Source organism: Actinomycetospora sp. CA-053990 (genome assembly GCF_050948445.1).
Classification (GTDB): Bacteria; Actinomycetota; Actinomycetes; order Mycobacteriales; family Pseudonocardiaceae; genus Actinomycetospora; species Actinomycetospora callitridis.
In genome coordinates this window covers 2,075,809-2,098,793 of sequence record NZ_CP192043.1, presented here as the reverse complement: position 1 = coordinate 2,098,793, position 22,985 = coordinate 2,075,809, and the positions used below count along the sequence as shown (strand labels likewise).

Here is a 22,985-nt window from a genome sequence, read left to right as displayed (position 1 = left end):
TCGTTCAGCCCTCCTTACCGGCAGTCGCGGTGACCTGCGTCGGGGCGGACAGTGTGGAGTGCGACGACCCGAAGGTGCCACCGCTGCGCAGGCTCGAGAAGTCGTAGCCCGACTCGGCGTGCTCGCCCTCGTCGACGCCCGTGGCCTCGCTGTCGTCGTCGACGCGCAGGCCCATGACCGCCTTGATGATCAGGGCGATGATCGCGGTGGCGATACCCGAGTAGGCGATCACCGCGACGGCGGCGATGGCCTGGATGCCGAGCTGGCTGAAGCCGCCGCCGTAGAAGACGCCGGACGCCGCGGACGGCGCGCCGTCCCAGGCGAAGAAGCCGATGAGCAGCGTGCCGAGCAGACCACCGACGAGGTGGACGCCCACGACGTCGAACGAGTCGTCGAAGCCCAGCTTGTACTTCAGGCCGACGGCGTAGGCGCAGCCGATGCCGGCGATGAAGCCGATGGCCATGGCGCCGAGCGGGGTGACCGCGGCACAGGCCGGGGTGATGGCGACGAGGCCCGCGACGATGCCCGAGGCGGCGCCGAGCGAGGTGGCCTTGCCGTCGCGAATCTGCTCGATGATCAGCCAGCCGCAGATCGCGGTACAGGTGGCGACCACGGTGTTCAGGAAGGCGTACGCGGCCGAGTAGTTCGCCACGGCGGCCGAGCCGGCGTTGAAGCCGAACCAGCCGAACCACAGCAGACCGGCACCGAGCATGACCATCGTCAGGTTGTGCGGACGCATGGCCTCACGCGGCCAGCCACGGCGCCTGCCCAGGACGATGCAGAGCACGAGAGCCGCGGTACCGGCGTTGATGTGGACGGCCGTACCACCGGCGAAGTCCACCGCGCCGATGCCGTTGGCGATCCACCCGGCGTCCAGGTCGAACACCCAGTGGGCGATCGGGAAGTAGACGATCGTCGCCCAGAGGATGGAGAAGACCATCCACGAGTTGAACTTCATGCGGTCCGCGGCGGCACCGGCGATGAGGCCGACCGTCAGGATCGCGAACATGGCCTGGAAGGCCACGAAGGCGATGTCGGGCAGGCCGTCGGTCTGCACCGTCTCGGACAGCAGGCTCGAGAGCATGAAGTACTGGCCGGGGTTGCCGAGCAGGCCGCCACCCACGTCGTCGCCGAACGACATCGAGTAGCCGAAGATGACCCACAGCACGCCCACGGTGGCGGTCGTGCTGAACACCATCATCATCATGTTGAGGACGCTCTTCGAGCGGGCCTGGCCGCCGTAGAACAGCGCCAGGCCCGGCGTCATGAGCAGGACCAGCGCCGTGCTGGTCAACATCCAGGCGATCGTTCCGCTGTCGAGTTCCACGGTCAGCAGATTCCCTTCGTCGCGGTGAGACCGGTTTCGAAGAGCGAGAATGAAGAGCGCGTGTTTCGCGCAGCGGCGCGTTCCGTTTCACCGCAGTTAACACGGGTCCGTTCGATGTGACGTTCATGTTTCCCGACCGGACGTTACGGGTGCCGGTGAGACCTCGGTCATGACGCTGAGCGATCATGACATCCCCGACCGGTCTACGGCGCGCTCCGGACGAGGCAGAACGGGTTGCCCTCGGGGTCGAGGAACACCCGGAACGACTCCCCCGGCTGGTGCTCGTGCTTCGTCGCGCCCGCCTCCAGCACGGCCGCCTCGCCGGCGTCGAGATCGTCGACCTCGAGATCGAGGTGGAACTGGAGCGCGCCCTCCTGCGGCCACGCAGGGGCTCTCCTGGCCGGCGCGAGCTGGAAAGCGAGCGACGGCCCGCCGCCGCCGTCGAGCTCCACCCAGTCGTGGTCGGTCTCGGACTCGGCGACGGGGAGCCCCACGAGCCGCGAGTAGAAGCGCGCGAGCGCCATCGGCTCGGGGGTGTCGAGGACGGTCAGCTGCAGGCGTGCGATGCCGGACATGCCCCCGGAGGCTAGGGGCGGGGACCGTCAGCGCAGGAGCGCGTCCACGAACGCCTCGGGCTCGAAGGGCGCGAGGTCGTCCGGGCCCTCGCCCAGGCCGACGAGCTTGACCGGGACGCCCAGCTCACGCTGCACCTGGAACACGATGCCGCCCTTGGCCGTGCCGTCGAGCTTGGTCAGCACGACGCCGGTGACGTCGACGACCTCACCGAACACCCGCGCCTGGGTCAGCCCGTTCTGGCCGGTGGTCGCGTCGAGGACGAGCAGGACCTCGTCGACCTCGGCCTGACGCTCGACGACCCGCTTGACCTTGCCCAGCTCGTCCATCAGCCCGGTCTTGGTGTGCAGGCGGCCCGCGGTGTCCAGCAGGACGGCGTCGACGCCCGCGTCGGTGCCGCGCTTGACGGCGTCGAAGGCGACGCTGGCGGGGTCGGCGCCCTCCTTGCCGCGCACGGTCTCCGCGCCGGCGCGCTCGCCCCAGGTCGCGAGCTGCTCGGCCGCGGCGGCGCGGAACGTGTCGGCGGCGCCGAGGAGCACGACGTGCCCGCTGCCGACGAGGACCCGGGCGAGCTTGCCGGTCGTCGTGGTCTTCCCCGTGCCGTTGACCCCGGCCACGAGCACCACGGCGGGCCGGCCGTCGTGGGACAGCGCGCGCACCGAGCGCTCCATGTCCGGGCCCAGGGACTCGATGAGGACCTCGCGGAGCAGCTCACGGGCCTGGTCGGGGGTCCGGACGCCCCGCGACGCGATGCGCTCGCGCAGCTTGGCGACGATCTCCTGCGTGGTCGAGGAGCCGAGGTCGGCCATGAGCAGCGTGTCCTCGACCTCCTCCCACGAGTCCTCGTCCAGGTCGCCCGCACCGAGCAGACCGAGCAGGCCCTGCCCGAGCGTCGAGCGCGACCGGCCCAGCCGCCCGCGCAGGCGCTCCAGCCGGCCCTCGGCCGACGGGATCTCCTCGGTGGGCGCCGCCGGGGCGACGGTCGCACCGGTGGGCGGGGCGACGGTCTCGGTCGCGTCCTCGGTGGTGGACGGCTCGGCGGTCACGGGCTCGGCGGTCGCGGCCTCGGTGACCACGGGCCCCACGGTCTCGGGCTCGACGGTCTCCGGCTCGGCGGCCTCGGGCTCCACGGGCTCCGGGGGCGCGGTGGCCTGGGGACCGGCCACGCCGGGCTCGACGGTGACGCCCGGGCCCGTCGAGCCGGTGTCCGTGCCGGTGTCGGTGTCCGTGTCGAGGTCCGCGTCGAGGTCCGGGGCGGCCTCCGGTGCCGTGGCCTGGGGGCCGGCGGCGTCGAGGCGCTCCGCGGGATCCGGGGTCGGCTCGGGTGTGGACTCCGGCGTGGGCTCGGGCGTCGGTTCGGGGCGCGGCGGGGCGAGGGTGGACGTGCCGCTGCCCGCGCTGAAGTTGAAGCCGCCGCCGGCCTGATAGGTGCCCTTGCTCGGCTTGGCGGCCTCCTCCTGCTCGGCGAGGGAGACCCGCCGGCGACGGCGCAGGTAGAGGCCGATGCCCAGGACGATGAGCAGGAGCACGACCACGGCCGCGGCCACGATCGCGGCGAGCACGCCCGGTGGCAGGGTCCCGGTCCCGGCGGCGAGCACCGCGTGCGACACCGGGTCGGGCGAGGTCGGGTCGGGCAGGGAGGTCAGCGGCGAGCTCCGGAACGACACGACGGCCAGTCTCCCAGCCGGGCGTGGTGGCGGCGCGCCACCGGGTCACCCGGGCCGGAGGGTCGTCGCCCTCGCCGGCGATGCTTCGGAAACCGAAGCATCTCCAGGACAGGACCACCGGGTCGCGGGGCCGACCGGCCGCGGCGTCCGGCCCGGTCGTCTCCCGCCCTGAGCACGCTTCGGAAACCGAAGCATCTCCCGCAAGGGATCCGCCGACCCGACTCCCGGCAGCGCGGTCAGGCGGCGAGCAGGACGAGCGCGGCGACGAGCAGCGCGAGCACCGCCAGACCCCCGAGGGCGAGGAGCGCCGCGCACACGGGCAGGCCCGCGGTGCGCTGGCGGGCCGGCCCGAGCGAGCCGGCGAGCCGTGGCAGCGCGGGAGCGCGGTAGAACACCTCGACGGTGTGGCCGGCGGCGACCGGCACGGCGTCGGCGACGTGGCCCCAGCCGTTCCGCCCGCCCTCGACCTCGATCTCCACGAGGTGGCGCCCCGCCGGCAGGTCGATCGGCGTGCGGCCCCAGGCGAACCGCCAGGGCAGGCCGTCGACGCTCACCGCGACCTTGCGGGCACCGAGGTGCGGGCTCAGGCGGCAGTACGAGCTGTCGATCACCAGACGGCCGCTGGGCTCCGGCGCCGGCTCGGGCGCGGGGACGACCGTCCGCAGGCGCACGAGCGGCCCGGACGGGACGCCGGAGCCGACACGGGCGTGCCGGCCGGTGCTGGGCCCGTCCGGAATGGGCGAGAGCACCGGGGCGCCGGCGGGAGCGGCGTGTGCCGGGTGGGCTGGACCGTGTCGCACCGCCGTCATGTCCGCCCCCCGTCGTCAGCCCTCTGACCAGCACGGTAGAGGCGCCGCGCGCCCGCGGGGAGCCCACGAGGGCGTCATCCGGCTCGCCCGAACCGGGCGTCTTCGACTACAGAGTGCGACCTTGAGGCACGGAACGTGGTCAGGTCGGGGTGGGGGTCTCCGCGAACGGGCCGGGGGCATCGGTCCCGCGCAGCCGTTGCGAGATGACCGCGGTGATGCCGTCGCCGCGCATGCTCACGCCGTAGAGGGCATCGGCGATCTCCATCGTCGGCTTCTGGTGCGTGATGATCACGAGCTGGGAGCTGCGGCGCAGTTCGGCCAGCAGGCCGATGAGCCGGCGGAGGTTGGCGTCGTCGAGCGCGGCCTCGACCTCGTCGAGGACGTAGAACGGCGACGGCCGTGCGCGGAAGATCGCGACGAGCATCGCGACCGCCGTCAGGGACTTCTCCCCGCCGGAGAGCAGCGAGAGCCGCTTGACCTTCTTGCCGGGCGGGCGGGCCTCGACCTCGACGCCCGTGGCCAGCAGGTCGTCGGGGTCGGTGAGCACGAGCCGGCCGTCGCCACCCGGGAAGAGCACCGGGAACACGGCCTCGAACTCGCGGGCGACGTCGGCGAACGCGCCCGCGAAGACGTCGAGGATCGTGGCGTCGACCTGCGAGACGACCTCGAGGAGGTCGCGGCGGCTGTTCTTGACGTCCTCCAGCTGCGTCGACAGGAAGCGGTAGCGCTCCTCGAGCGCCGCGTACTCCTCCAGCGCGAGCGGGTTGACCTTGCCGAGCGTGCCCAGCTCCTTCTCCGCACGGGTGGCCCGGCGCTGCTGGGTCGCGCGGTCGAAGGGCTCGGACGGCGGCATGACGACCTGCTCGCCGCGTTCGCGGGCCGCCTCGACCTCGGCCACCTCGCCCGCGGGCGGCGGGATCGGCACGTCCGGGCCGTACTCGCCGACCAGGTCGTCGAGCCCGATGCCGAAGCGCTCGCCGATCCCGGACTCCATCTGCTGCAACCGGGTGCGCTGCTCGGCGCGGACGACCTCGTCGCGGTGCACCGCGTGGGTGAGGCGTTCGAGGCCCGCCTGGAGCTCCCGCTGCTGCTCGCGGGCGGTCTCGAGCTCGCCCGCACGCGCCGTGCGCACCGACGCCGCCGCGTCGCGGGCCGCCGCCGCCTGGGCGAGCGAGCCCTCGAGACGCTCCAGGGCGTCGCGCCCGTGGCGCACCGCCTCCTCGGTGAGCGCCGCGGCCCGGGCCCGGGCGCGGGCCTGCTCCTGCGCCCGCGCGCGCTGCTCGCGCTCGCCCGCCGCGCGGCGGCGCAGGCCCTCCGCGCGGCCCGTGACCGCGCGCAGTCGCTCCTCGGCGGTGCGGAGGGCGAGCCGGGCGTCGACCTCGGCCGACCGCGCCGCCGTCAGCGCGGCGGACGCCGCGTCGCGCTCGGCGGCATGGTCGTCGGCGTCGGCGCCCGCCGCGTCGTCGGCGGCCTCGTCCTGGGCCATCGCGAGGCGCTCGGTGAGCTCGTCGAGCTCGGCGCGCCGCTCGTCGCGGGCGCTCTCGACGGCCGCCTGGCGCTCGGTGAGGCGCTGGGCCTCGGCCTCCGCGCCGCGCACGGTCTCGGTGAGCCGGCCCAGGCGCCGGGCGGCCTCGGCGCGGGCGGCGTCGTCGGCGGCGCGGCGGGCGTCGGCGGCCCGGCGGGCCTCGGTGTCGGCGCGACGACGGTCGTCGCGGACCTGCCGGGCGACACCGACCTCCGCGCGCGCGGCCGACTCGACCTCCTTGGCGGCCTCGAGGCCGGCGTCGACCTCGCGGATGCGGCGGTCGGCGGCGGCGAGCCGGTCGCCCGCCTCGTCCGCGGCCGCCTGCATCTCCAGCAGGCTCTGGTTGCCCGACGGGCCGCCCTCCGCCCAGTCGGCGCCGAGGAGGTCGCCGGCGCGCGTCACCGCCCGCAGGTGGGGGTGGTCGCGGACGACGGTGCGGGCAGCCGCGAGGTCGTCGACGACCACCGTGCCGGCCAGGACGCGGGCGACGGCGCCGGCGAGGTCGTCGGGCGCGCGGACGAGGTCGACGGCCCAGCGGGCCCCGGCGGGCGGATCGCCCGGGGACGCCTCGGCCGCACCTCCCCGCCGACCAGCAGCCCCGCGCGCCCTCCTTCCGCGGCGTGCAGCTCGGCGAGCGCGTCGGCGGCGGCGTCGGTGCCCGTCACCGCCACCGCGTCCGCGGCCGGGCCGAGCGCCGCGGTGACCGCGTCCTCGTGGCCCGGCGTGACCCGCAGCAGCGCGGCCACCGACCCGAGCACCCCGGGCACGCGGTCGGACGCGCCGAGCAGCGCGCCGGCCCCGTCGCGCCGGGTGAGGCCGAGCGCGAGGGCGTCGGTGCGCGCCTGCCAGTGCGCGCGGTCGCGCTCGGCGTCGCGGTGGGCCGCGCCGGCGCGGTCGACCTCGGCCCGCGCCGCCTCGTGGCGCTCGACGGCGGCGTCGAGCGCGGCCTCGGGATCGGGGCGTCCGGGTCGTCAACTTCGGTTCCGGGGACGTCGTGGTCGCGGGGCTCCGTCGCCGGACCGGACTCCTCCTCGGCCGCGGCGAGCTCCTCGCGGGCGGCCCCGGCGCGCTCGTGGGCCTCGGTGAGCGACGCCGCGATCTGCGTGAGCTCCTCGGTGGACGAGGCCAGGCGCCCGCGCAGCGTCTCGACCTGCCCCGCCAGGCGCGCCACGCCCTCGCGGCGGTCGGCAGCGGCCCGGGTAGCCGCGGCGAGGCGGCGCTCGGCGGTGGTGAGGGCGTCCTCCGCGGTCTCGCGCTGCTCCGCGTGCCCCTCGAGGATCGCGCGGGCCTCGGCGACCTCCTCCTCGAGCGTCGCCTCGTGCCCCGCGGCCTCGTCGGCCTGGCGCTCGAGGTCGTCGGGGTCCGGGCCGGTGGGCGCGTCCTGCGCCGTCGCGACGTGACGGTGCCGCTCGGCGGCGAGCGCCACGGTGCCGCGCAGGCGCTCCTGCAGCGCCGAGAGGCGGTACCAGCCCTCCTGTGCGCGGGTGTGCGCCGGCGTCGCGGCCTCGACCGCGGCCTCGAGCGCCGCGACCCGCTCGCCCACCTCGGCCAGCGCGCGCTCGGTCTCGTCGCGCCGGGCCCGGGCGGCGTCCTCGTCGGCCTGCTCGCGCTCGATCTGCCCGCGCAGGGTCACCAGATCGTCGGCGGCCAGGCGCAGGCGGGCGTCGCGCAGGTCGGCCTGGATGGTCTGGGCGCGCCGGGCGATCTCGGCCTGGCGGCCCAGCGGCTTGAGCTGGCGGCGGAGCTCGGTGGTGAGGTCGGACAGGCGCGTGAGGTTCGCCTGCATCGCCTCGAGCTTGCGCAGCGCCTTCTCCTTGCGCTTGCGGTGCTTGAGGACTCCCGCGGCCTCCTCGATGAACGCCCGCCGCTCCTCGGGCCGGGACTGCAGGATCGCGTCGAGCTGCCCCTGGCCGACGAGCACGTGCAACTCGCGCCCGATGCCGGAGTCCGAGAGGAGCTCCTGGACGTCGAGCAGGCGGCAGCTGCTGCCGTTGATCTCGTACTCACCGGCGCCGGAGCGGAACACCCGCCGGGTGATCGACACCTCGGCGTAGGAGATCGGGAGCGCGCCGTCGGAGTTGTCGATCGTCAACGTGACCTCGGCGCGGCCCAGCGGGGCGCGCCCCGACGTGCCGGCGAAGATGACGTCCTCCATCTTGCCGCCGCGCAGCGCCTTGGCCCCCTGCTCGCCGAGCACCCAGCTGATCGCGTCGACCACGTTGGACTTGCCCGACCCGTTGGGCCCGACCACGCACGTGATGCCCGGCTCGAAGCGCAGCGTCGTCGAGGACGCGAAGGACTTGAAGCCCTTGAGCGTCAGGCTCTTCAGGTGCACGCGGACGTCCCTCCCCCGCCGGTGCCCCGGGACGCTACCCGTGGGACCCGACAGGGGGACGGACCGGCCGAAACCCGAACGTCGGAGCGGTCACCCACCGTTTACGGGCGAGGACCACCGGTGACCCGACCGACATGGCAACCGCAACGCACTACCTCGAGATCAACGCCCCGGCTGCCCAGTGCTACCAGTGGTGGCGCCCGCTGACCAACCTGCCGCAGATCATGGACGACGTGAAGTCGGTCGATCCCAAGGACGGCTCGGCGGACGTGACGCACTGGGTCGTCGACGGCCCGCTGGGCAAGACCGTCGAGTGGGACGCCAAGATCATCGACGAGGAGACCGACCGCAAGATCGCGTGGAAGTCGCTCGAGGAGAGCAACAACCACGTCGAGACCGGCGGCGCGGTGCGCTTCGACCCGCACGGTGACTCCACCGGCGTCGAGGTCAGCCTCCACGTGGAGACCCCCGGCGGCGCCGCGGGCGACGCCGCGGCGAAGCTCTTCGCCGACCCGCAGAAGAAGATCGAGAAGGCGCTCGAGGAGTTCAAGCAGCTCATGGAGCGTTCCTCGCAGAACGTCTGAGCCTCCCCGCTCCGTCGTCCGGGCCCCGCGTTGCGCTGCGATGCGGGGCCCGACGCGTCTCCGCCGGCGGTCCGTGGCGGCTACGCTCGACGACGTGACCGAGCCGGGATACACCGAGGACGGCGTCCCCACGTTCGAGCACGTCCGCGAGACGATCGAGCGTCGCTCGACCACGGCCGCGGGCTACGAGGAGCTGGTCTCCGAGAGCCCCGAGGGGCAGGCGCAGGCCGAGCGCGAGGCGAAGCACGACAGCGACGCCCGGGACAAGCTCGAGGAGATCCGGCGCTCGCTGCGCGGCGACGGCTGAGTCAGGGACCCGACTCGCCGACCAGGAGCGCGGCCGAGGTCCGGTCGTGCACGCCGAGAGCCGCGTAGGCGTTCTCGAGGTGCTTGCCGACGGTCCGGCGGCTGATGCCGAGGTCGTGGGCGATCGCGCGGTTCGTGGCGCCCTGCGCGACCCCGGCGAGGACCGCGCGCTGGCGAGCGGTGAGCGGGCACGGCTCCGGCTCGTGGGCGGCGCGCCAGAGGGCGTCCGCGAGGTGCGGGCGGACGAGGCCGAGCAGGGCGAGGTCGCGGTCGGTGAACGCCCGGTCGGCGCGGACCAGCGCGACGCGGGCCCGTGCGAGACCGTGCCCGAGCACCGCGGCCATCTGGTGGCGCCCTCGCGGCGTGCCGCCCGGCGGCCAGGACAGCGCGGCGCCGTCGAACCCGGTCACGGCCAGCCCGTCGCTCCCGACCAGCGCCGCCAACGGCGGCCACACGACCGCGTCCAGGTCGCGCACGGAGAGCACGGCGGCGGCGCCCGCGGCGAGGTCGAGGGCCGCGGCCAGCGCGCGCTCCGATGTCATGGCTCGACTCCCGTCGGCGGGTCACCGAGTGTCGACCGCTTCGCGGCCCCGCACCAGCACCGTTCGGCGGCGGGTCACTCGTCCGGCCTACGGAAGCTTCCGTATCGAAGACGCGCACCGCAGGGGTCTTGACTGGTCCTGCTGCCGTTCGTGTCCAGCCGAGGAGAACCGTCATGCCGCGCAAGATGCTCGATTGCCGCGAGATGCCCAGCGAGAGCGGGTGCACGCTCACCCTCACCGGCGAGGAGGACGAGGTCCTCGAGGCCGGCGCCGCCCACGCCGTCGCCGTGCACGGCCACACCGACGGCGAGGAGCTGCGCGCCGGGCTGCGGGCCGGCCTGCGCGACGCGCCGCAGGCCACCGGACCGGGCGCCTTCGTGCAGCTCATCGAGTTCCAGACCCAGCAGTACGACCAGATGGATGCCCTCATCGACGGCTGGAAGGCCGAGATCGGCGCCGACCGGACCGCGGAGTGGATGGTCATGGGCCGCGATCGCGACCGGGACGGCACCTACATGGAGGTCGTCGAGTTCCCCAGCGCGGAAGCCGCCCAGCGCAACTCCGACAGCCCGGCGACGACGGCCTTCGCCGGCAAGATGATGGCCCTCTGCGACGGTCCGGTGACCTTCCACAACCTCGAGGTCGTGCGCGCGGAGACCCCCTGAACCGAGCGCCCTGAGCGGAGACCCCCTGATCAGGGGTGGCGCCGCCGCGGACGCGGCTGGCAGGTCGGGCACCAGTACGACGACCGGTTCATGAACGGCGCCCGCGCCACCGGGGTCCCGCAGCGGGGGCACGGGCGGTCGGCCTGCCCGTAGACGGCCAGCGCGCGGTCGAAGTAGCCGGAGTCGCCGTGCACGTCCACGTAGAGCGCGTCGAACGACGTGCCGCCGGCGGCCAGCGCCTCGTCCATCACCTCGCGGGCCGCCGTCAGCACGCGCCGGCCCTCGGGGCGCGTGAGCGTCGCGGTGGGGCGCTCGTAGTGCAGCTTCGCGCGCCACAGCGACTCGTCGGCGTAGATGTTGCCGATCCCGGACACGAGCGTCTGGTCCAGCAGCGCGCGCTTGAGACCGGTGCGGCGGCGGCGCAGGCCCCCGACCGCCGCCTCGGCGTCGAACGCCGGGTCCATCGGGTCGCGCCCGATGTGCGCGACGGGCACGGGCAGGTCCTCGGGGCCGGTGACGTCGGTGACGGTGAGGCCGCCGAAGGTCCGCTGGTCGACGAACCGCAGCTCGGGGCCGTCGTCGTCGAAGCGCACCCGGATGCGCAGGTGCACCTCATCGGGTCGCTCGGCGGGCTGGACCAGCATCTGGCCGCTCATGCCGAGATGGGCGAGCAGCGCCGCCTCGGCGTCGCCGAGCTCGATCCACAGGTACTTGCCGCGCCGCCGCACCGCGTTCAGGCGACGGTCCTTCAGCCGGTCGACCAGCTCCGCGGCGCCGCCGGCCTGGCGGCGCACCGAGCGGGGATGGAAGACCTCGACGTCACTCACCCGCCGACCGGTCAGGTGGTCGGCGAGACCCCGCCGGACGACCTCGACCTCGGGGAGCTCAGGCACCGCTGGAGGGCTCGCCCCCGCCGTCGAGGTGCTGATACGCGGTGCGCGCGGCCTTCTGCTCGGCGTCCTTCTTCGTCCGCCCGATCCCGCTGCCCAGCTCCTGGCCCGCCACGACGACCGTCGCGGTGAACTCCTTGAGGTGGTCGGGACCCTCGTCGGTCATCCGGTACTCGGGCACACCGAGGTCCCGCGCCGCCGTGAGCTCCTGGAGGCTCGTCTTCCAGTCGAGGCCTGCGCCGAGCAGCGGCGCCGTGCGCAGCAGCTCGCCGAAGAGGCGCTCGACGAGCGTGCGCGAGGTCTCGATGCCGTGCTGGAGGTGCACCGCGCCGAGCACGGCCTCGACGGCGTCGCCGAGGATGCTCGGCTTGTCGCGGCCGCCGGTGAGCTCCTCGCCGCGACCCAGGTACAGGCGTTCGCCGAGGCCCAGCTCGCGGGCCACGCCGGCGAGCGCGTGCATGTTGACGACGCTGGCGCGCAGCTTCGCGAGCTGCCCCTCGGGCAGATCGGGGTGCTCGCGGTAGAGCCGCTCGGTGACGATGATGCCGAGCACGGCGTCACCCAGGAACTCGAGGCGCTCGTTGGTGGGCAGCCCGCCGTGCTCGTAGGCGTACGAGCGGTGGGTCAGGGCGAGCTCGACCAGCTCGGGGCTGAGGTCGACCTGCAGCACCTCACCGAGGGTCGACCCGTCGGAGTCGACCTGCTCGACCTGGGGTTCCACCGGCTCCGCGCTCATCGCCGTCACCGCGTACGCGGCCCTCAGGCCGGGGTGACGGCCCGGCGACCGGCGTACTGGCCGCAGTTCGGGCACGCCACGTGCGGCGGCTTCGGCTTCGCGCACGCCTTGTTCTGGCACGCCACCAGCTGCGGCACGGACGCCTTCCACTGCGAGCGGCGGGCGTGGGTGTTCGCGCGGGACATCCGGCGCTTCGGGACGGCCACGGTGGTCAGCTCTCCTCTAGTTCTCGGTACTACGGCCGGCGCCGCCGTACTTCTCCTGAAGCGCGGCCCAGCGAGGATCGATTCTCTCACGAGCCTCTCCGGCCGGGACGAAGGCCCACGCGTCGGGGTCCGAGGACTCCACGCCGGGGCAGTCGTCGCGGCAGAGCGGGGTCACCGGCAGCTCGAGCAGGACCGCGTCGCGGACCGCAGGCTCGAGGTCGATGCGCTCGTCGACGATCCGGCTGACCTCGTCCTCGTCGGCCGTGTCGTCGGTGACCGAGTCCGGATAGGCGTAGAGCTCGGTGAGGTCGACGTCGATGTGGTCGGTGAACGACTCGAGGCACCGCGAGCACTCGCCGACGACGTCGGTCTGGACCGTCCCGGAGGCGAGCACGCCCTCCATCACCGACTCCAGGCGCAGGTCGAGGTGGATCGGCTCGCCCACGGGCACGCCGATCATCTCGAGGCCGAACCCTTCGGGCGCGGCGACGTCCCGGCGCAACGGCTTCATCTGGCCGGGCCGGCGCAGGAGCTCGCGCGCGACGTCGACCACCCACGGGCTCGCGGCGTCGACGGTGGGTTCGGGGTGCTTCTTCTCGCCTGTCATCTCGACCGACGAGTCTACGCGAGGGCCATCAGGCGCCCAGGCGCTCGCTCCACCGGAAGCGCCGGCCCTCGCGGGGCTCGTCGCGCACCTCGGGCTCGTCCTCCTCGCGACCGCGGGACGGCCCGGTCCCGGCCGAGCCGGTGGGGGCGCTCATGCGCAGCTGGTGGCGGTGGCGCCCGACGGTGTCGAGCACCGACTCGAGCGTCTCGGAGAAGTCGGCGAGCGTGCCGTCGACGTAGTGGTCGCACTCGGAGCGACGGCGGTCGGCCTCGTCGGTGGCCGCGTCGACGAGGCGCTCGGCCTCGACGTGGGCGGCGCGGGTGACCTCGTGGGCGTCGACGAGACGCGCCTGCTCGGTGCGGCCCTCGGCCACCGCGCGCTCGTAGTTCTGGCGCCCGGCCTCACTCATGCGCTCGGCCTCGGCCTCGGCGCGCTCGGTCAGTTCGGCGTACTCGCGCCGCCCGCGTGCGACGGTGCGCTCGGCCTCGTGCTCGGCCTCCGCGATCATCTGCTGGGCCTGCTCGCGCGCCTCGGCCAGCATCCGGTCGGCCTCGGTGCGGGCGTCGGCCCGGGCCGTCCCGGCCTCCTCGGTCGCCTCCGCGATGATCTTGTCGCGGTGGTCGAGGACGTCCTGCGCGTCGTCGAGCTCGCCGGGGATGGCCTCACGGACGTCGTCGAGCAGCTCGAGCACGTCGCCGCGGGGCACCACGCAGCTGGTGGTCATGGGCAGCCCGCGCGCCTCCTCGCAGAGGGTCACGAGCTCGTCGAGAGCTTCGAACACGCGGTACACGTCGTGGAGTCTGCCGCCACCGGGGCCGGGGGCGCGGAATTCGGCCGCCTGCCGGGCGTGTCGTCGCGGCTCGAACCCTGCTCAGGCGCAGCTCATCCCAGGCGCTCGAGCAGCCGGCGGTGCACCTCGGGGTGCAGGAACGCGCTGATGTCGCCGCCCCCGCGCGCGACCTCCTTCACCAGCGAGCTGGACACGAAGGAGTGGGCGGGGTCGGTGATGAGGAAGACCGAGTCGACGCCGGTGAGGTGACGGTTCATCTGCGCCATCGGCTCCTCGAACCCGAGGTCGGTGGCCGACCGCAGGCCCTTGACCATCGTCGCGGCGCCGATGCTGCGGCAGTAGTCGACGACGAGCCCCTCGAACGCGTCGGTGCGCACGTTGTCCAGGCCGTCCAGGGCCGTCGCCAGCAGGTCGCGCCGCTCGTCGACGCTGAACAGGCCCTTCTTCGCGGGGTTGATCGCCACCGCGACGACGACCTCGTCGAACAGCGCGGCCGCGCGCGCCACCACGTCGGCGTGCCCGAGCGTGACGGGGTCGAACGAGCCGGGGCAGACCGCGATCGCCATGGGTGCGGATCATGGCAGAACGGGCAGGATCGGGTGCGTGGACGACGAGATGCTCCGCGCGGACCTCGCGGCGGTCTACCCGCAGTTCGGCCTGCGGCTGGCGCACGCGGGCCTCGTGCTCGTCCCGCCCACCGACGTCGAGCTCTTCGAGCTGGCCGCGATCGTGGGCGAGCCGGGCGGGGTGGTCGACGACGGCGAGGAGCACTTCCTCACCTGGCCCACCGGGGACGCCGACGCCGTCGACCGCTTCCTGCGCTTCCACTGGTCGCTGCGGGTGCGCCCGTCGGCGGCGGGCTGGCTGCTGCCGTTCGCCGTGGTGTCGGGCGGGCGCGCGGTCGGCGTCGTCGGGCTGGGCGCGCCGCGGTGGCCGGGCGAGCGGGTGGTCGACACGCGGGCGTGGATCGCGCGATCCGACCAGGGCCACGGGCTCGGGCGGCGCTGCCGGGCGATGCTGCTCGAGCTCGCCTTCGGGCACCTGGGCGCCTCGCGGGCCGTGACGGCCGCGAGCCGGGACAACGCGGCGTCCCGTGCGGTGTCGAAGCGGCTGGGCTACCGGGAGATCGACGAGATCCGCGGGCCCGACGGCGTCCTGGAGGTGCACGCCTCACTCACCCCGGCGGCCTGGCGACGCCGGCGCCTGCCCGACGTCGACGTGGACGGCGTGGAGCCGTTCCTCGCGGCCCTGGAGGGCTGACCCGCCCGGGCGGGCGGGCTGACGGTCAGCTGCTCGCGTCGCTCGAGCGGCGGCGGCGGCGCGGGGATCGCGACGAGGACTTCCGCGACGGGGCCGACTCGGCCTCGGCCTCGGCGGGCGCGTCCTCGTCCAGGTCGTCGGCGTCCTCGTCGGCGTCCTCGTCGGCGTCCTCGACGCCGTCGTCCTCGACCGGCGCGTCCTCGGCGTCGGCGACGTCCTCGGTCTCGGCGACGTCCTCGGCGGGCGCGTCGGCGTCGGCATCCTCGGCGTCGTCCTCGACGTCCTCGAGCAGGTCGTCGTCGCTCTCCTCGCCGAGCTCCTCGTCGGCGTCCAGGAGCTCGTCGGTGTCGTCCTCGAACTCGTCGGTCGTGATGTCGATCCGGACGGTCCGGCCGCCGATGACGAGCGTGCCGTGCAGGTCGATCGATTCGATGAGCGATTCGGTCATGGTGTGGTGGTCCTTCCCGGGGTGCCAGGGGCGCGGGTCGAGGGGGGCGGCCCGTCGCGTGGGAGGCCGGTGTCCCCGGGCGGGAGGTGCGGGATGCGGGGTCGGCGGCCATCGGGCCGAAGTGACTCCGGGCGGTGCAGTCGGTACGCCCCACCACCGGGAGGCGGTGCGCCGAGGATCGCGTCGTCGTTGCGCCGAGGTGCGCCGAGGTGCGCCCGCTCAGGTCGTGAACGCCCGGACCGTGACGTCGGTGCCGGCGGCGGTGGCCGTCCGGTAGATCACCGCGCCGTCGGGGTTGGCGACCCGCTGCTGGGCGCCGAGCGCCGACACCCCCGAGGCCTTCAGCCAGGGCGCCACGGCCGCCACCGGCAGCCGCACAGTGAGCGTGACGAGCGTGTCGATCCCGCCCTGCGACTCCAGCCGCAGCACCGTCGCCTCCGCCGGCAGCGGGGCGAGGGCGGCGAAGCGCAGCGCCTGCCCGAGCTCCGGGACGGGCGGCGCCGCGCGCTCGGGCGTGACCGCGCACCCCGCCAGCAGCGCGAGCACGACCACCAGGAGGAGCTTCACGTCCTGGTGGCGACGTGGAGCGTCGTCTCGCCGTAGACCCGCGGCTCCTCGGGCTCGAGGCCCTCGGGCCAGGTCGGGGCCGGGGACCGCCCGTCGCGCTCGACCACCACCACCGCGTCGGTGCGCGTCCAGCGCGGCAGGAGGGCGACGACGTCATCGACGGCGTCGGTGTAGGGCGGGTCGACGAAGACGAGGTCGACCGGCCCCGGGGTCCGCCGCAGGTACGCGAGCACCGCGCTCCGCCGCACGAGCGCACCCTGCACGCCGGCGACGCCCACGTTGCTGGTGATCACCGTGCAGGCGCGGGGGTCGCGCTCGACGAGGACCGCGGTGGACGCCCCCCGCGAGAGCGCCTCGATCCCCAGGGCGCCGGAGCCCGCGAAGAGGTCGAGGACCTCGGCGTCCTCGAGCGCCCCGCGCGCCTCGAGCATCGAGAACAGGGCCTCGCGCACCCGGTCGGACGTGGGCCGCGTGCCGGTCGGCGGGACGGCGATCCGCCGGCCGCCCGCGACGCCGCCGATCAGCCGCGTCACGCGAGGACCACCACGAGGTCACCGCCCTCGACCTGCTGGACCGACCCGATGGCCACCCGCTCGACGGTGCCGCCCTTCTGGGCGGTGATCGACGCCTCCATCTTCATGGCCTCGATCGTCGCGACGGTGGCGCCGGCGGCGACCTCGTCGCCCTCCGAGACCTGCAGCGTCACGACCCCGGCGAACGGTGCGGCGACGTGGCCCGGCTCGTTCTTGTCCGCCTTCTCGACCGCCTTGACGTCGGTGTCCACCGAGCGGTCGCGCACCTGCACGGGGCGCAGCTGCCCGTTGAGCGACATCAGGACGGTGCGCAGCGCGCGCTCGTCGGGCTCGCTGATCGCCTCGAGCTCGATGAGCAGCTGGACACCGGTGTCGATGTCGACGGCGTACTCGAGCTCGGGCTCCAGGCCGTAGAAGAACTCCTGGCTGCGCAGCACCGAGGTGTCGCCGTAGGCGGTGCGGTGCTCGCGGAACTCCTTGGTCGGGCCGGGGAAGAGCAGCTCGTTGAGCGTGGCCGCGCGGTCGGACTCGAGGCCCTTGCGGTCGTCGTCGGTGAGCTCGGCGAGCCCGGGACGTTCGGCACGGCCCTCGAGCGCCTTGGTCCGCAGCGGCTCGGGCCAGCCGCCGGGCGGGTCGCCGAGCTCCCCGCGCAGGAAGCCGATCACCGAGTCGGGGATGTCGAACTTCGTGGGGTCGGCCTCGAAGTCGGCGGGGTCGACCCCGGCGCCGACGAAGTGCAGCGCGAGGTCGCCGACGACCTTGGACGACGGCGTCACCTTCACGAGGTGCCCGAGCATCCGGTCGGCGGCGGCGTAGGCGTCCTCGATCTGCTCGAACCGGTCCCCCAGCCCGAGGGCGACGGCCTGCTGGCGCAGGTTGGAGAGCTGCCCGCCGGGGATCTCGTGGTGGTAGACGCGGCCGGTCGGCGAGGCGAGCCCGGCCTCGAACGGCGCGTAGACCTTGCGCACGACCTCCCAGTAGGGCTCGAGCGCGTTGACGGCGTCGAGGGAGAGGCCGGTCTCGCGCTCGGAGTGGTCGGTCGCGGCGACCAGGGCCGAGAGCGACGGCTGCGAGGTCGTCCCGGCCATCGAGGCGACGGCGCCGTCGACCGCGTCCACCCCGGAATCGATCGCCGCGGTGAGCGTCGCGAGCTGGCCACCCGCGGTGTCGTGGGTGTGCAGGTGCACGGGCAGGTCGAAGCGCTCGCGCAGCGCGGTGACGAGCTTGCGCGCGGCCGGGGGACGGAGCAGCCCGGCCATGTCCTTGATGGCCAGGACGTGCGCGCCGGCCTCGACGATCTGCTCGGCCAGACCGAGGTAGTAGTCCAGCGTGTAGAGCTTCTCGCCGGGGTTCATCAGATCGCCGGTGTAGCAGAGGGCGACCTCGGCGATCGCCCCGCCGGACTGGCGCACCGCGTCGATCGCCGGCCGCATCTGGCTGATGTCGTTGAGGGCGTCGAAGATCCGGAAGATGTCGATGCCGGTGCGGGCGGCCTCGGCGACGAAGGCGTCGGTGACCTCGGTCGGGTAGGGCGTGTAGCCGACGGTGTTGCGCCCACGCAGCAGCATCTGCAGGCAGATGTTCGGGACAGCCTCACGCAGCCGACCCAGCCGCTCCCACGGGTCCTCGGCGAGGAAGCGCAGCGCGACGTCGTAGGTCGCGCCGCCCCAGCACTCCAGCGACAGCAGCTCCGGGGTGGTGCGCGCGACGTACGGGGCGACCTCGAGCAGGTCGCGGGTGCGCACACGGGTGGCGAGCAGCGACTGGTGGGCGTCGCGGAAGGTCGTGTCGGTGACCCCGACTCCTGTCTGCTCGCGGAGCCAGGCGGCGAAGCCCTCCGGGCCGAGCTCGCCCAGGCGCTGCTTGGACCCGTCGGGCGGCGCCACGTCCAGGTCCACCACCGGCAGCTTCTCGCGCGGGTCGGCGAGGTGCGGCTTGTCGCCGTTGGGCTTGTTGACGGTGACGTCGGCGAGGTAGCTCATCAGGCGCGTCCCGCGGTCGGCGGGGGCGCGCGCCGAGAGCAGGTGCGGGTGCTCGGCGATGAACGACGTCGTCACCCGGCCCTCGCGGAAGTCCGGCTCGTCGAGCAGGGCCATGAGGAACGGGATGTTGGTCGAGACGCCGCGCACGCGGAACTCGGCCAGGGCGCGACGGGCCCGGCGCACCGCGGTGGTGAAGTCGCGCCCGCGGCAGGTGACCTTGACCAGCAGCGAGTCGAAGTGGGCGCTGATCTGCGCGCCGGCGTAGGCCGTGCCGCCGTCGAGCCGCACGCCCGACCCCGACGCCGAGCGGTAGGCCGAGATCATCCCGATGTCGGGGCGGAACTCGTTGGACGGGTCCTCGGTGGTGATCCGGCACTGCAGCGCGAAGCCGTGCAGCGCGACCGAGTCCTGCGACAGGCCCAGGTCCTCGAGGGTCTCCCCCGAGGCGATGCGCATCTGGCACGCCACCAGGTCGACGTCGGCGACCTCCTCGGTGACCGTGTGCTCCACCTGGATGCGGGGGTTCATCTCGATGAAGTGGTGGTTGCCGTCGCCGTCGAGCAGGAACTCGACCGTGCCGGCGTTGACGTAGCCGATCTGCTCGGCGAACTTCACGGCGTCCGCGCAGATCGCCTCGCGGGTCTCCGCCGACAGGTGCGGGGCCGGCGCGATCTCGACGACCTTCTGGTGCCGGCGCTGCACCGAGCAGTCGCGCTCGAACAGGTGCATGACGTGCCCGGCGCCGTCGGCGAGGATCTGCACCTCGATGTGCCGCGGGTCGATCACGGCCTGCTCGAGGATCACCGTCGCGTCGCCGAAGGCGCTCGACGCCTCGTTCATGGCCGCCTGCAGCGACTCCCGCAGGGCCGAGGGCTCCTTCACCAGGCGCATCCCGCGCCCGCCGCCGCCCGCGACGGCCTTGACGAAGATCGGGTAGGTCATCTCCTCGGCCGCGGCGAGGAGCGTGTCCATGTCGTCGGAGGGGTCGGTCGAGTCGAGGACCGGGACCCCGGCCTCGCGGGCCGCGGAGACGGCCTTGTGCTTGTTGCCGGCCATCGCCAGCACCCGCGGGGGCGGCCCGATGAACGTGATGCCGGCCTGCTCGCAGGCGGTGGCGAGCCCCGGGTTCTCGGACATGAAGCCGTAGCCGGGGTAGATCGCGTCCGCGCCCGACCGGCGGGCCGCGTCGATGACCGCCTCGACCGAGAGGTAGGCGCGGACGGGGTGGCCGACCTCGCCGATCTGGTACGCCTCGTCGGCCTTGAGCCGGTGCTCGGAGTTGCGGTCCTCGTGCGGGAAGACGGCCACCGTGGCGGCGCCGAGCTCGTAGGCGGCGCGGAACGCCCGGATGGCGATCTCGCCGCGATTCGCCACGAGGACCTTGCGGAACATCGAACCCCCACACTCGGGCGACCGGGACGGCGCAGGTTACCGCGCTGATCGTCGGTGTCGGGAGCATCGCGGAGGCGACGGACGTTGTCGGTGTGCGGTATCAAGGAGCGACAGTCCGGAGGAGGACACCGTGGACCGACAGAAGCGCTCGGCGGCCCCCTGGCTGTTCGGCCTGGCCGCTCTGCTCGCGCTGCTCTCGCCGGTGATCTTCCTGGCCGTCTGGGTCGCCGCGGGCGACCTCGAGGGCATCGGTGTCGCCCTGCTGGCCGGCGTGGCCGACCTCGTCCTCGCGACGATCGCCGCGATCACGGCGACCGTCCTCGCCGTCCGGCGGGGCGTCACCCGCGTGCGCACCGTCGTCCACGGCCACCCGCAGGGCCGGGCGGGCCGCATGGCCGAGCACGACGCGGCGCGGTGGCACCTCGCGCGCCGGCGCTTCGGGAGCTCCAGGCCGAGTACGCCGCCTTCGAGGCGAGCCGGGCCGCCGTCGCCGCCCGCCCGGCGCTCGCCGACGTGACCGTGCCGGCCACCGCCCGGTTCGTGCAGGCCCTGGGCGACGCCGAGTTCCTGGCCACCGACACCGAGCCCGCCCCGCCCCGTCGCGCCGAGTTCACCGCCGCCGTCGACCGCGCCTCCGCGGCGTGGGAGGACGCCCAGCGCGTCGCGGAGGGTCTCGCCGAGGCCTGGCGGGCCGGGTACCCCGGCGACGCGGGGCCGGCCGCCGCGTCGGGCCCGTCCGGTCCTGCCGGCTCTCCTGGCCGCGAGACCCGCGCCGTCGACCCGGCGCCCCCGCGGGTCGCCCGCCCGGGTCCGAGTACACCCAGGCCGCCGACGCCGTGCGCCGCGCCGCCGCCCGCGGGGCCCGCGACCTGCGCGACCGCCTGCGCGCCTGACCCGAGACGGAGCGAACGCGCGGTTCGCTGCTTCTACGCGCGCGAACTCCCCGTTGATCACCGCGCCTCGACGCGCACAGCCTGCGCGAACCCCACCGGCCTCTCGACGAGCACGTAGTGCCCGGCGTCCGGGACGACGACGACCCGGCGATCCGGGCGCAACGCCGTCACCGTGTCCGCCGCCAGGTCGGGCGCCCCGCCGGCGACGACGAGCACCGGCATCGCCAGGGGGCGCGGGTCGGCGCGCTGGGCGACGGCGTCGCGGTCGAGCGCCCGGTACCGGCCCATCGCCGCGTCGAGGCGGCCGGGCGGGGCGTAGGCGGCCACCGCTTCGTCGAGCGGGAAGGCCGGCGAGCCGGTGAACCCGGCGAGGAACTCCGCACCCGGCCCGCTGCGCCGCCTCGACGGCCCCGGGCGGCGCGTCGCCGAAGGCCCGCAGGTGTGGCGGCCCGCGCTCGGCGAGCCCGAAGCCCGGCACCCCGCCGCCCGAGAGCACCAGCGAGGCCACCTGCTCCGGGCGGGCGCGAGCCCAGGCCACGGCCGTCATGGCGCCCAGGTCGTGGCCCACGACCGTGGCGGGCGGGAGGTCCAGGGCGACGGCGAGGCCCGCGAGGTCCGCGGCGAGGTCGGCCGTGGCGTAGGCGTCGGTGCCCGGCGGGGCGAAGCCCGAGCAGCCGGCCCCGCGCAGGTCGGGGACCACGACGCGGTGGTCGACGGCCAGGTCGGTCGCGACCGCCCGCCACGTCGCCGCGGTCTCCGGGAAGCCGTGCAGCAGCACGACGGCCGGGGCGCCGACCGGGCCGGCGACCGTCACGTGCAGGGAGGTCCCGGCGACGTCCCGGGTGAGGACGTCCCCGCCGGCGACCGCCGGAGCGCACGGATCGGGTGCCGCGTCCTGGCGCACAGGCGCACAGCCGACGACCAGGAGCACCAACGCCATGACGACCGTTCGGCGCAGGCCGAGCGGTCGGAGGTGCGGGGCCACGCCATCGAGGATGACCGGTCGACCCGGGAAACCGACCGATCACCCCGGGATCGGGGTTTGCCAGACGGTCGACGGGGCATCCGACGTGCGCAGACCTGGTGAGTGGGAGCTGGGGAGCCTCCGCACACCGCATGGTCCGGGCCCGCCGTTCGGGGCGGCGGGCCCGGACTCCACCTCGCGGTCGATTCCGGCCTCAGGCCAGGCGACGGATGGTGTTGAGGTCGTCCATGCGCCGCTGGACATCCGAGATCTTGACGTCGGAGCCCGAGTTCGGCGCCTCGATCATCTTGCCGTCGCCGATGTAGATGCCGACGTGGCTGACCGGGCTGTTGAAGAAGATGAGGTCGCCGGGCTTCATGCTGTCGGCGTCGACCTCCTGGCCCTCCTGGGCCTGGGCGCGCGAGGTGCGCGGCAGCTCGATGCCGGCCTTCTCGAACGCGAACTGCGTGAGGCCGGAGCAGTCGAAGCCGTCGGGGCTCGTGCCGCCCCAGACGTACGGGACGCCCAGCTGGCCGCGCGCGGCGGCGATGGCCTGGCGCGCGACGGACGACCCGGCCGACGAGGCCGAGGCCTGGTCGTCGGAGGACGCCGCCTGGGCGCCCCGCTGCGAGACCGACTGGCGCTCCGTCGTCTGCTGCGCCGTGCGCTGGGCGGCGGCGCGGGAGTCGGGCGAGTCGTGCTTGATCGACGAGGCGGAGGCCGCACCCGAGTTGACGACCGGCAGGACCGAGGAGGTCGCGGCGTCGGTGGGGTGCGCCGCGGGGGCGACGGCGAGGTTCGCCGAGGCCAGCTGCGGGGACAGCGCGGTCTCGCCGGTGGCCGGCGGCTCCTGGTCGCCGATCAGGCCGTGCGTGGCCATCCCGCCGGCGGTCGCGACGGCGCCGAGGGCGGCCAGCGACAGCCCGGCGGTCTTCGCGGCCCGCGAGAGCGGGTGGGCACCGGTGTCCGTGACCGGGCGGCCACCGTGGCGACCGTGCGCCGACCGGGCGCGACGGTCGTCCGGGACGATGCCCATCGAGCCGGTCGTCGCGTCCTCGGGGGCACGGTGACGTCCGACAGGACGCGTGGTGGAGGCGTCCGCGATCTCGGGGAGCACAGCCGTCATGCGCGATCTCCATCGCCCGCCGGGCGGCGCTCGACGGACCGGGGTTCGTGGGGACGACCCCGGGTCCGCGGACGGCGGGCCGCTGGGGAGCTGCGGCTCGACGTCGGTCACCCGCCCCGTCCTGGGACGTCGTGCGCTCCGGGGTGGCCGCCGGACGGGGAGTCGGACGTTGCGGCCGAGCGCGCCGCTGGGCTGATGCTCAGCGACCACCGAAACGTAACCGATCCGTGACCCCGCGACGCCACACCACGCCGTCAC

Annotated in this window: 22 protein-coding genes and 3 pseudogenes; 6 read left to right on the top strand and 19 right to left on the bottom strand. The window is 74.6% G+C overall.

Features of this window, described 5'->3' with window-relative positions; all coding sequences use genetic code 11:
• Positions 1 to 4 precede the first annotated feature (4 nt).
• The 5 genes and pseudogenes from ACQPYN_RS10690 to smc form a co-directional block, all read right to left on the bottom strand.
• Positions 5 to 1,297 (bottom strand): ammonium transporter, encoded by a 1,293-nt coding sequence (locus tag ACQPYN_RS10690; RefSeq protein WP_433036635.1) that lies wholly within the window; start codon positions 1,295 to 1,297, stop codon positions 5 to 7.
• A 233-nt stretch (positions 1,298 to 1,530) separates the two neighbouring features.
• Positions 1,531 to 1,902, bottom strand: coding sequence for a VOC family protein (locus tag ACQPYN_RS10685; protein WP_433036633.1), 372 nt, complete (start codon positions 1,900 to 1,902; stop codon positions 1,531 to 1,533).
• Between the two features lie 27 nt (positions 1,903 to 1,929).
• Entirely contained in the window at positions 1,930 to 3,474 is a 1,545-nt protein-coding gene (ftsY, locus tag ACQPYN_RS10680) for a signal recognition particle-docking protein FtsY (RefSeq protein ID WP_433038825.1), read from the bottom strand.
• A 329-nt stretch (positions 3,475 to 3,803) separates the two neighbouring features.
• Positions 3,804 to 4,376 carry a hypothetical protein gene (locus ACQPYN_RS10675; protein ID WP_433036631.1) on the bottom strand — a complete coding sequence of 191 codons (573 nt, stop codon included), beginning with the start codon at positions 4,374 to 4,376 and terminating at the stop codon, positions 3,804 to 3,806.
• 139 nt (positions 4,377 to 4,515) lie between these two features.
• A pseudogene (smc, locus tag ACQPYN_RS10670) lies at positions 4,516 to 8,236 on the bottom strand (chromosome segregation protein SMC).
• A gap of 134 nt (positions 8,237 to 8,370) precedes the next feature.
• On the opposite strand from smc, the gene ACQPYN_RS10665 reads away from it, so the two are divergent.
• On the top strand, positions 8,371 to 8,820 hold the full coding sequence (locus ACQPYN_RS10665) for an SRPBCC family protein (protein WP_433036629.1): 450 nt from the start codon (positions 8,371 to 8,373) through the stop codon (positions 8,818 to 8,820).
• 94 nt (positions 8,821 to 8,914) lie between these two features.
• Positions 8,915 to 9,127: a hypothetical protein gene (locus tag ACQPYN_RS10660; protein ID WP_433036627.1), complete on the top strand. Its 213-nt coding sequence runs from the start codon at positions 8,915 to 8,917 to the stop codon at positions 9,125 to 9,127.
• A gap of 1 nt (position 9,128) precedes the next feature.
• On the opposite strand, the gene ACQPYN_RS10655 is transcribed toward ACQPYN_RS10660, so the two are convergent.
• On the bottom strand, positions 9,129 to 9,668 hold the full coding sequence (locus ACQPYN_RS10655) for a response regulator transcription factor (RefSeq protein WP_433036625.1): 540 nt from the start codon (positions 9,666 to 9,668) through the stop codon (positions 9,129 to 9,131).
• 173 nt (positions 9,669 to 9,841) lie between these two features.
• Here ACQPYN_RS10655 and ACQPYN_RS10650 point away from each other — a divergent pair, with 173 nt between their 5' ends.
• Complete coding sequence (locus ACQPYN_RS10650) at positions 9,842 to 10,333, top strand: DUF1059 domain-containing protein (RefSeq protein WP_433036623.1); 492 nt, start codon at positions 9,842 to 9,844, stop codon at positions 10,331 to 10,333.
• Positions 10,334 to 10,362: 29 nt separating this feature from the next.
• On the opposite strand, the gene mutM is transcribed toward ACQPYN_RS10650, so the two are convergent.
• The 6 genes from mutM to coaD all read right to left on the bottom strand — a co-directional run bounded on the left by mutM (position 10,363) and on the right by coaD (position 14,128).
• Positions 10,363 to 11,226: a bifunctional DNA-formamidopyrimidine glycosylase/DNA-(apurinic or apyrimidinic site) lyase gene (gene mutM / locus ACQPYN_RS10645; protein WP_433036621.1), complete on the bottom strand. Its 864-nt coding sequence runs from the start codon at positions 11,224 to 11,226 to the stop codon at positions 10,363 to 10,365.
• On the bottom strand, positions 11,219 to 11,959 hold the full coding sequence (gene rnc, locus ACQPYN_RS10640) for a ribonuclease III (protein ID WP_433036619.1): 741 nt from the start codon (positions 11,957 to 11,959) through the stop codon (positions 11,219 to 11,221). Before rnc ends, mutM begins: the two co-directional genes overlap by 8 nt.
• A gap of 23 nt (positions 11,960 to 11,982) precedes the next feature.
• Entirely contained in the window at positions 11,983 to 12,165 is a 183-nt protein-coding gene (gene rpmF / locus ACQPYN_RS10635) for a 50S ribosomal protein L32 (RefSeq protein ID WP_274189568.1), read from the bottom strand.
• A 16-nt stretch (positions 12,166 to 12,181) separates the two neighbouring features.
• Positions 12,182 to 12,772: a YceD family protein gene (locus ACQPYN_RS10630; protein WP_433036616.1), complete on the bottom strand. Its 591-nt coding sequence runs from the start codon at positions 12,770 to 12,772 to the stop codon at positions 12,182 to 12,184.
• Positions 12,773 to 12,800: 28 nt separating this feature from the next.
• On the bottom strand, positions 12,801 to 13,562 hold the full coding sequence (locus ACQPYN_RS10625) for a DivIVA domain-containing protein (RefSeq protein WP_433036614.1): 762 nt from the start codon (positions 13,560 to 13,562) through the stop codon (positions 12,801 to 12,803).
• A gap of 92 nt (positions 13,563 to 13,654) precedes the next feature.
• A complete protein-coding gene (gene coaD, locus ACQPYN_RS10620; RefSeq protein ID WP_274193381.1) occupies positions 13,655 to 14,128 on the bottom strand; it encodes a pantetheine-phosphate adenylyltransferase in 474 nt (157 codons plus the stop codon).
• A gap of 37 nt (positions 14,129 to 14,165) precedes the next feature.
• Between coaD and ACQPYN_RS10615 the strand changes: the two genes are divergently transcribed.
• Positions 14,166 to 14,822: a GNAT family N-acetyltransferase gene (locus ACQPYN_RS10615; protein WP_433036612.1), complete on the top strand. Its 657-nt coding sequence runs from the start codon at positions 14,166 to 14,168 to the stop codon at positions 14,820 to 14,822.
• A 25-nt stretch (positions 14,823 to 14,847) separates the two neighbouring features.
• Here the strand turns inward: ACQPYN_RS10615 and ACQPYN_RS10610 are convergent, their stop codons facing one another.
• From ACQPYN_RS10610 to ACQPYN_RS10595, 4 genes are all read right to left on the bottom strand, one after another.
• Positions 14,848 to 15,270, bottom strand: a complete 423-nt coding sequence (locus ACQPYN_RS10610; protein WP_433036610.1) for a hypothetical protein — start codon at positions 15,268 to 15,270, stop codon at positions 14,848 to 14,850.
• Positions 15,271 to 15,489: 219 nt separating this feature from the next.
• Positions 15,490 to 15,837 carry a hypothetical protein gene (locus ACQPYN_RS10605; protein ID WP_433036608.1) on the bottom strand — a complete coding sequence of 116 codons (348 nt, stop codon included), beginning with the start codon at positions 15,835 to 15,837 and terminating at the stop codon, positions 15,490 to 15,492.
• Positions 15,834 to 16,370: a 16S rRNA (guanine(966)-N(2))-methyltransferase RsmD gene (gene rsmD, locus ACQPYN_RS10600; protein WP_433036606.1), complete on the bottom strand. Its 537-nt coding sequence runs from the start codon at positions 16,368 to 16,370 to the stop codon at positions 15,834 to 15,836. Before rsmD ends, ACQPYN_RS10605 begins: the two co-directional genes overlap by 4 nt.
• A complete protein-coding gene (locus ACQPYN_RS10595; RefSeq protein WP_433036604.1) occupies positions 16,367 to 19,744 on the bottom strand; it encodes a pyruvate carboxylase in 3,378 nt (1,125 codons plus the stop codon). The genes rsmD and ACQPYN_RS10595 overlap by 4 nt, the downstream gene beginning before the upstream one ends.
• A 130-nt stretch (positions 19,745 to 19,874) precedes the next feature.
• Here ACQPYN_RS10595 and ACQPYN_RS10590 point away from each other — a divergent pair, with 130 nt between their 5' ends.
• Positions 19,875 to 20,261, top strand: a complete 387-nt coding sequence (locus tag ACQPYN_RS10590; RefSeq protein ID WP_433036602.1) for a hypothetical protein — start codon at positions 19,875 to 19,877, stop codon at positions 20,259 to 20,261.
• The gene (locus ACQPYN_RS10585) at positions 20,159 to 20,755 is read left to right on the top strand and encodes a hypothetical protein (protein WP_433036601.1); all 597 of its coding nucleotides are present in this window, start codon (positions 20,159 to 20,161) and stop codon (positions 20,753 to 20,755) included. The genes ACQPYN_RS10590 and ACQPYN_RS10585 overlap by 103 nt, the downstream gene beginning before the upstream one ends.
• Here ACQPYN_RS10585 and ACQPYN_RS10580 read toward each other — a convergent pair.
• The 3 genes and pseudogenes from ACQPYN_RS10580 to ACQPYN_RS10570 form a co-directional block, all read right to left on the bottom strand.
• A pseudogene (locus ACQPYN_RS10580) lies at positions 20,695 to 21,000 on the bottom strand (alpha/beta fold hydrolase); the annotation flags it as partial. The gene ACQPYN_RS10585 and the pseudogene ACQPYN_RS10580 overlap by 61 nt on opposite strands.
• Positions 21,001 to 21,076: 76 nt before the next feature.
• Positions 21,077 to 21,577: pseudogene (locus tag ACQPYN_RS10575) on the bottom strand (alpha/beta fold hydrolase); the annotation flags it as partial.
• A 238-nt stretch (positions 21,578 to 21,815) separates the two neighbouring features.
• Complete coding sequence (locus ACQPYN_RS10570; protein ID WP_433036599.1) at positions 21,816 to 22,727, bottom strand: C40 family peptidase; 912 nt, start codon at positions 22,725 to 22,727, stop codon at positions 21,816 to 21,818.
• Between the last annotated feature and the right edge of the window lie 258 nt (positions 22,728 to 22,985).

Bases quoted from the DNA above. Each gene is read 5' to 3' on its own strand.
- ACQPYN_RS10630 (WP_433036616.1), bottom strand. From the start codon at position 12,772: ATGACAGGCGAGAAGAAGCACCCCGAACCCACCGTCGACGCCGCGAGC.
- ACQPYN_RS10655 (WP_433036625.1), bottom strand. From the start codon at position 9,668: ATGACATCGGAGCGCGCGCTGGCCGCGGCCCTCGACCTCGCCGCGGGC.
- ACQPYN_RS10685 (WP_433036633.1), bottom strand. From the start codon at position 1,902: ATGTCCGGCATCGCACGCCTGCAGCTGACCGTCCTCGACACCCCCGAG.
- ACQPYN_RS10610 (WP_433036610.1), bottom strand. From the start codon at position 15,270: ATGACCGAATCGCTCATCGAATCGATCGACCTGCACGGCACGCTCGTC.
- ACQPYN_RS10675 (WP_433036631.1), bottom strand. From the start codon at position 4,376: ATGACGGCGGTGCGACACGGTCCAGCCCACCCGGCACACGCCGCTCCC.
- ACQPYN_RS10650 (WP_433036623.1), top strand. From the start codon at position 9,842: ATGCCGCGCAAGATGCTCGATTGCCGCGAGATGCCCAGCGAGAGCGGG.
- ACQPYN_RS10690 (WP_433036635.1), bottom strand. From the start codon at position 1,297: ATGTTGACCAGCACGGCGCTGGTCCTGCTCATGACGCCGGGCCTGGCG.
- ACQPYN_RS10595 (WP_433036604.1), bottom strand. From the start codon at position 19,744: ATGTTCCGCAAGGTCCTCGTGGCGAATCGCGGCGAGATCGCCATCCGG.
- coaD (WP_274193381.1), bottom strand. From the start codon at position 14,128: ATGGCGATCGCGGTCTGCCCCGGCTCGTTCGACCCCGTCACGCTCGGG.
- rnc (WP_433036619.1), bottom strand. From the start codon at position 11,959: ATGAGCGCGGAGCCGGTGGAACCCCAGGTCGAGCAGGTCGACTCCGAC.
- ACQPYN_RS10665 (WP_433036629.1), top strand. From the start codon at position 8,371: ATGGCAACCGCAACGCACTACCTCGAGATCAACGCCCCGGCTGCCCAG.
- ACQPYN_RS10570 (WP_433036599.1), bottom strand. From the start codon at position 22,727: ATGACGGCTGTGCTCCCCGAGATCGCGGACGCCTCCACCACGCGTCCT.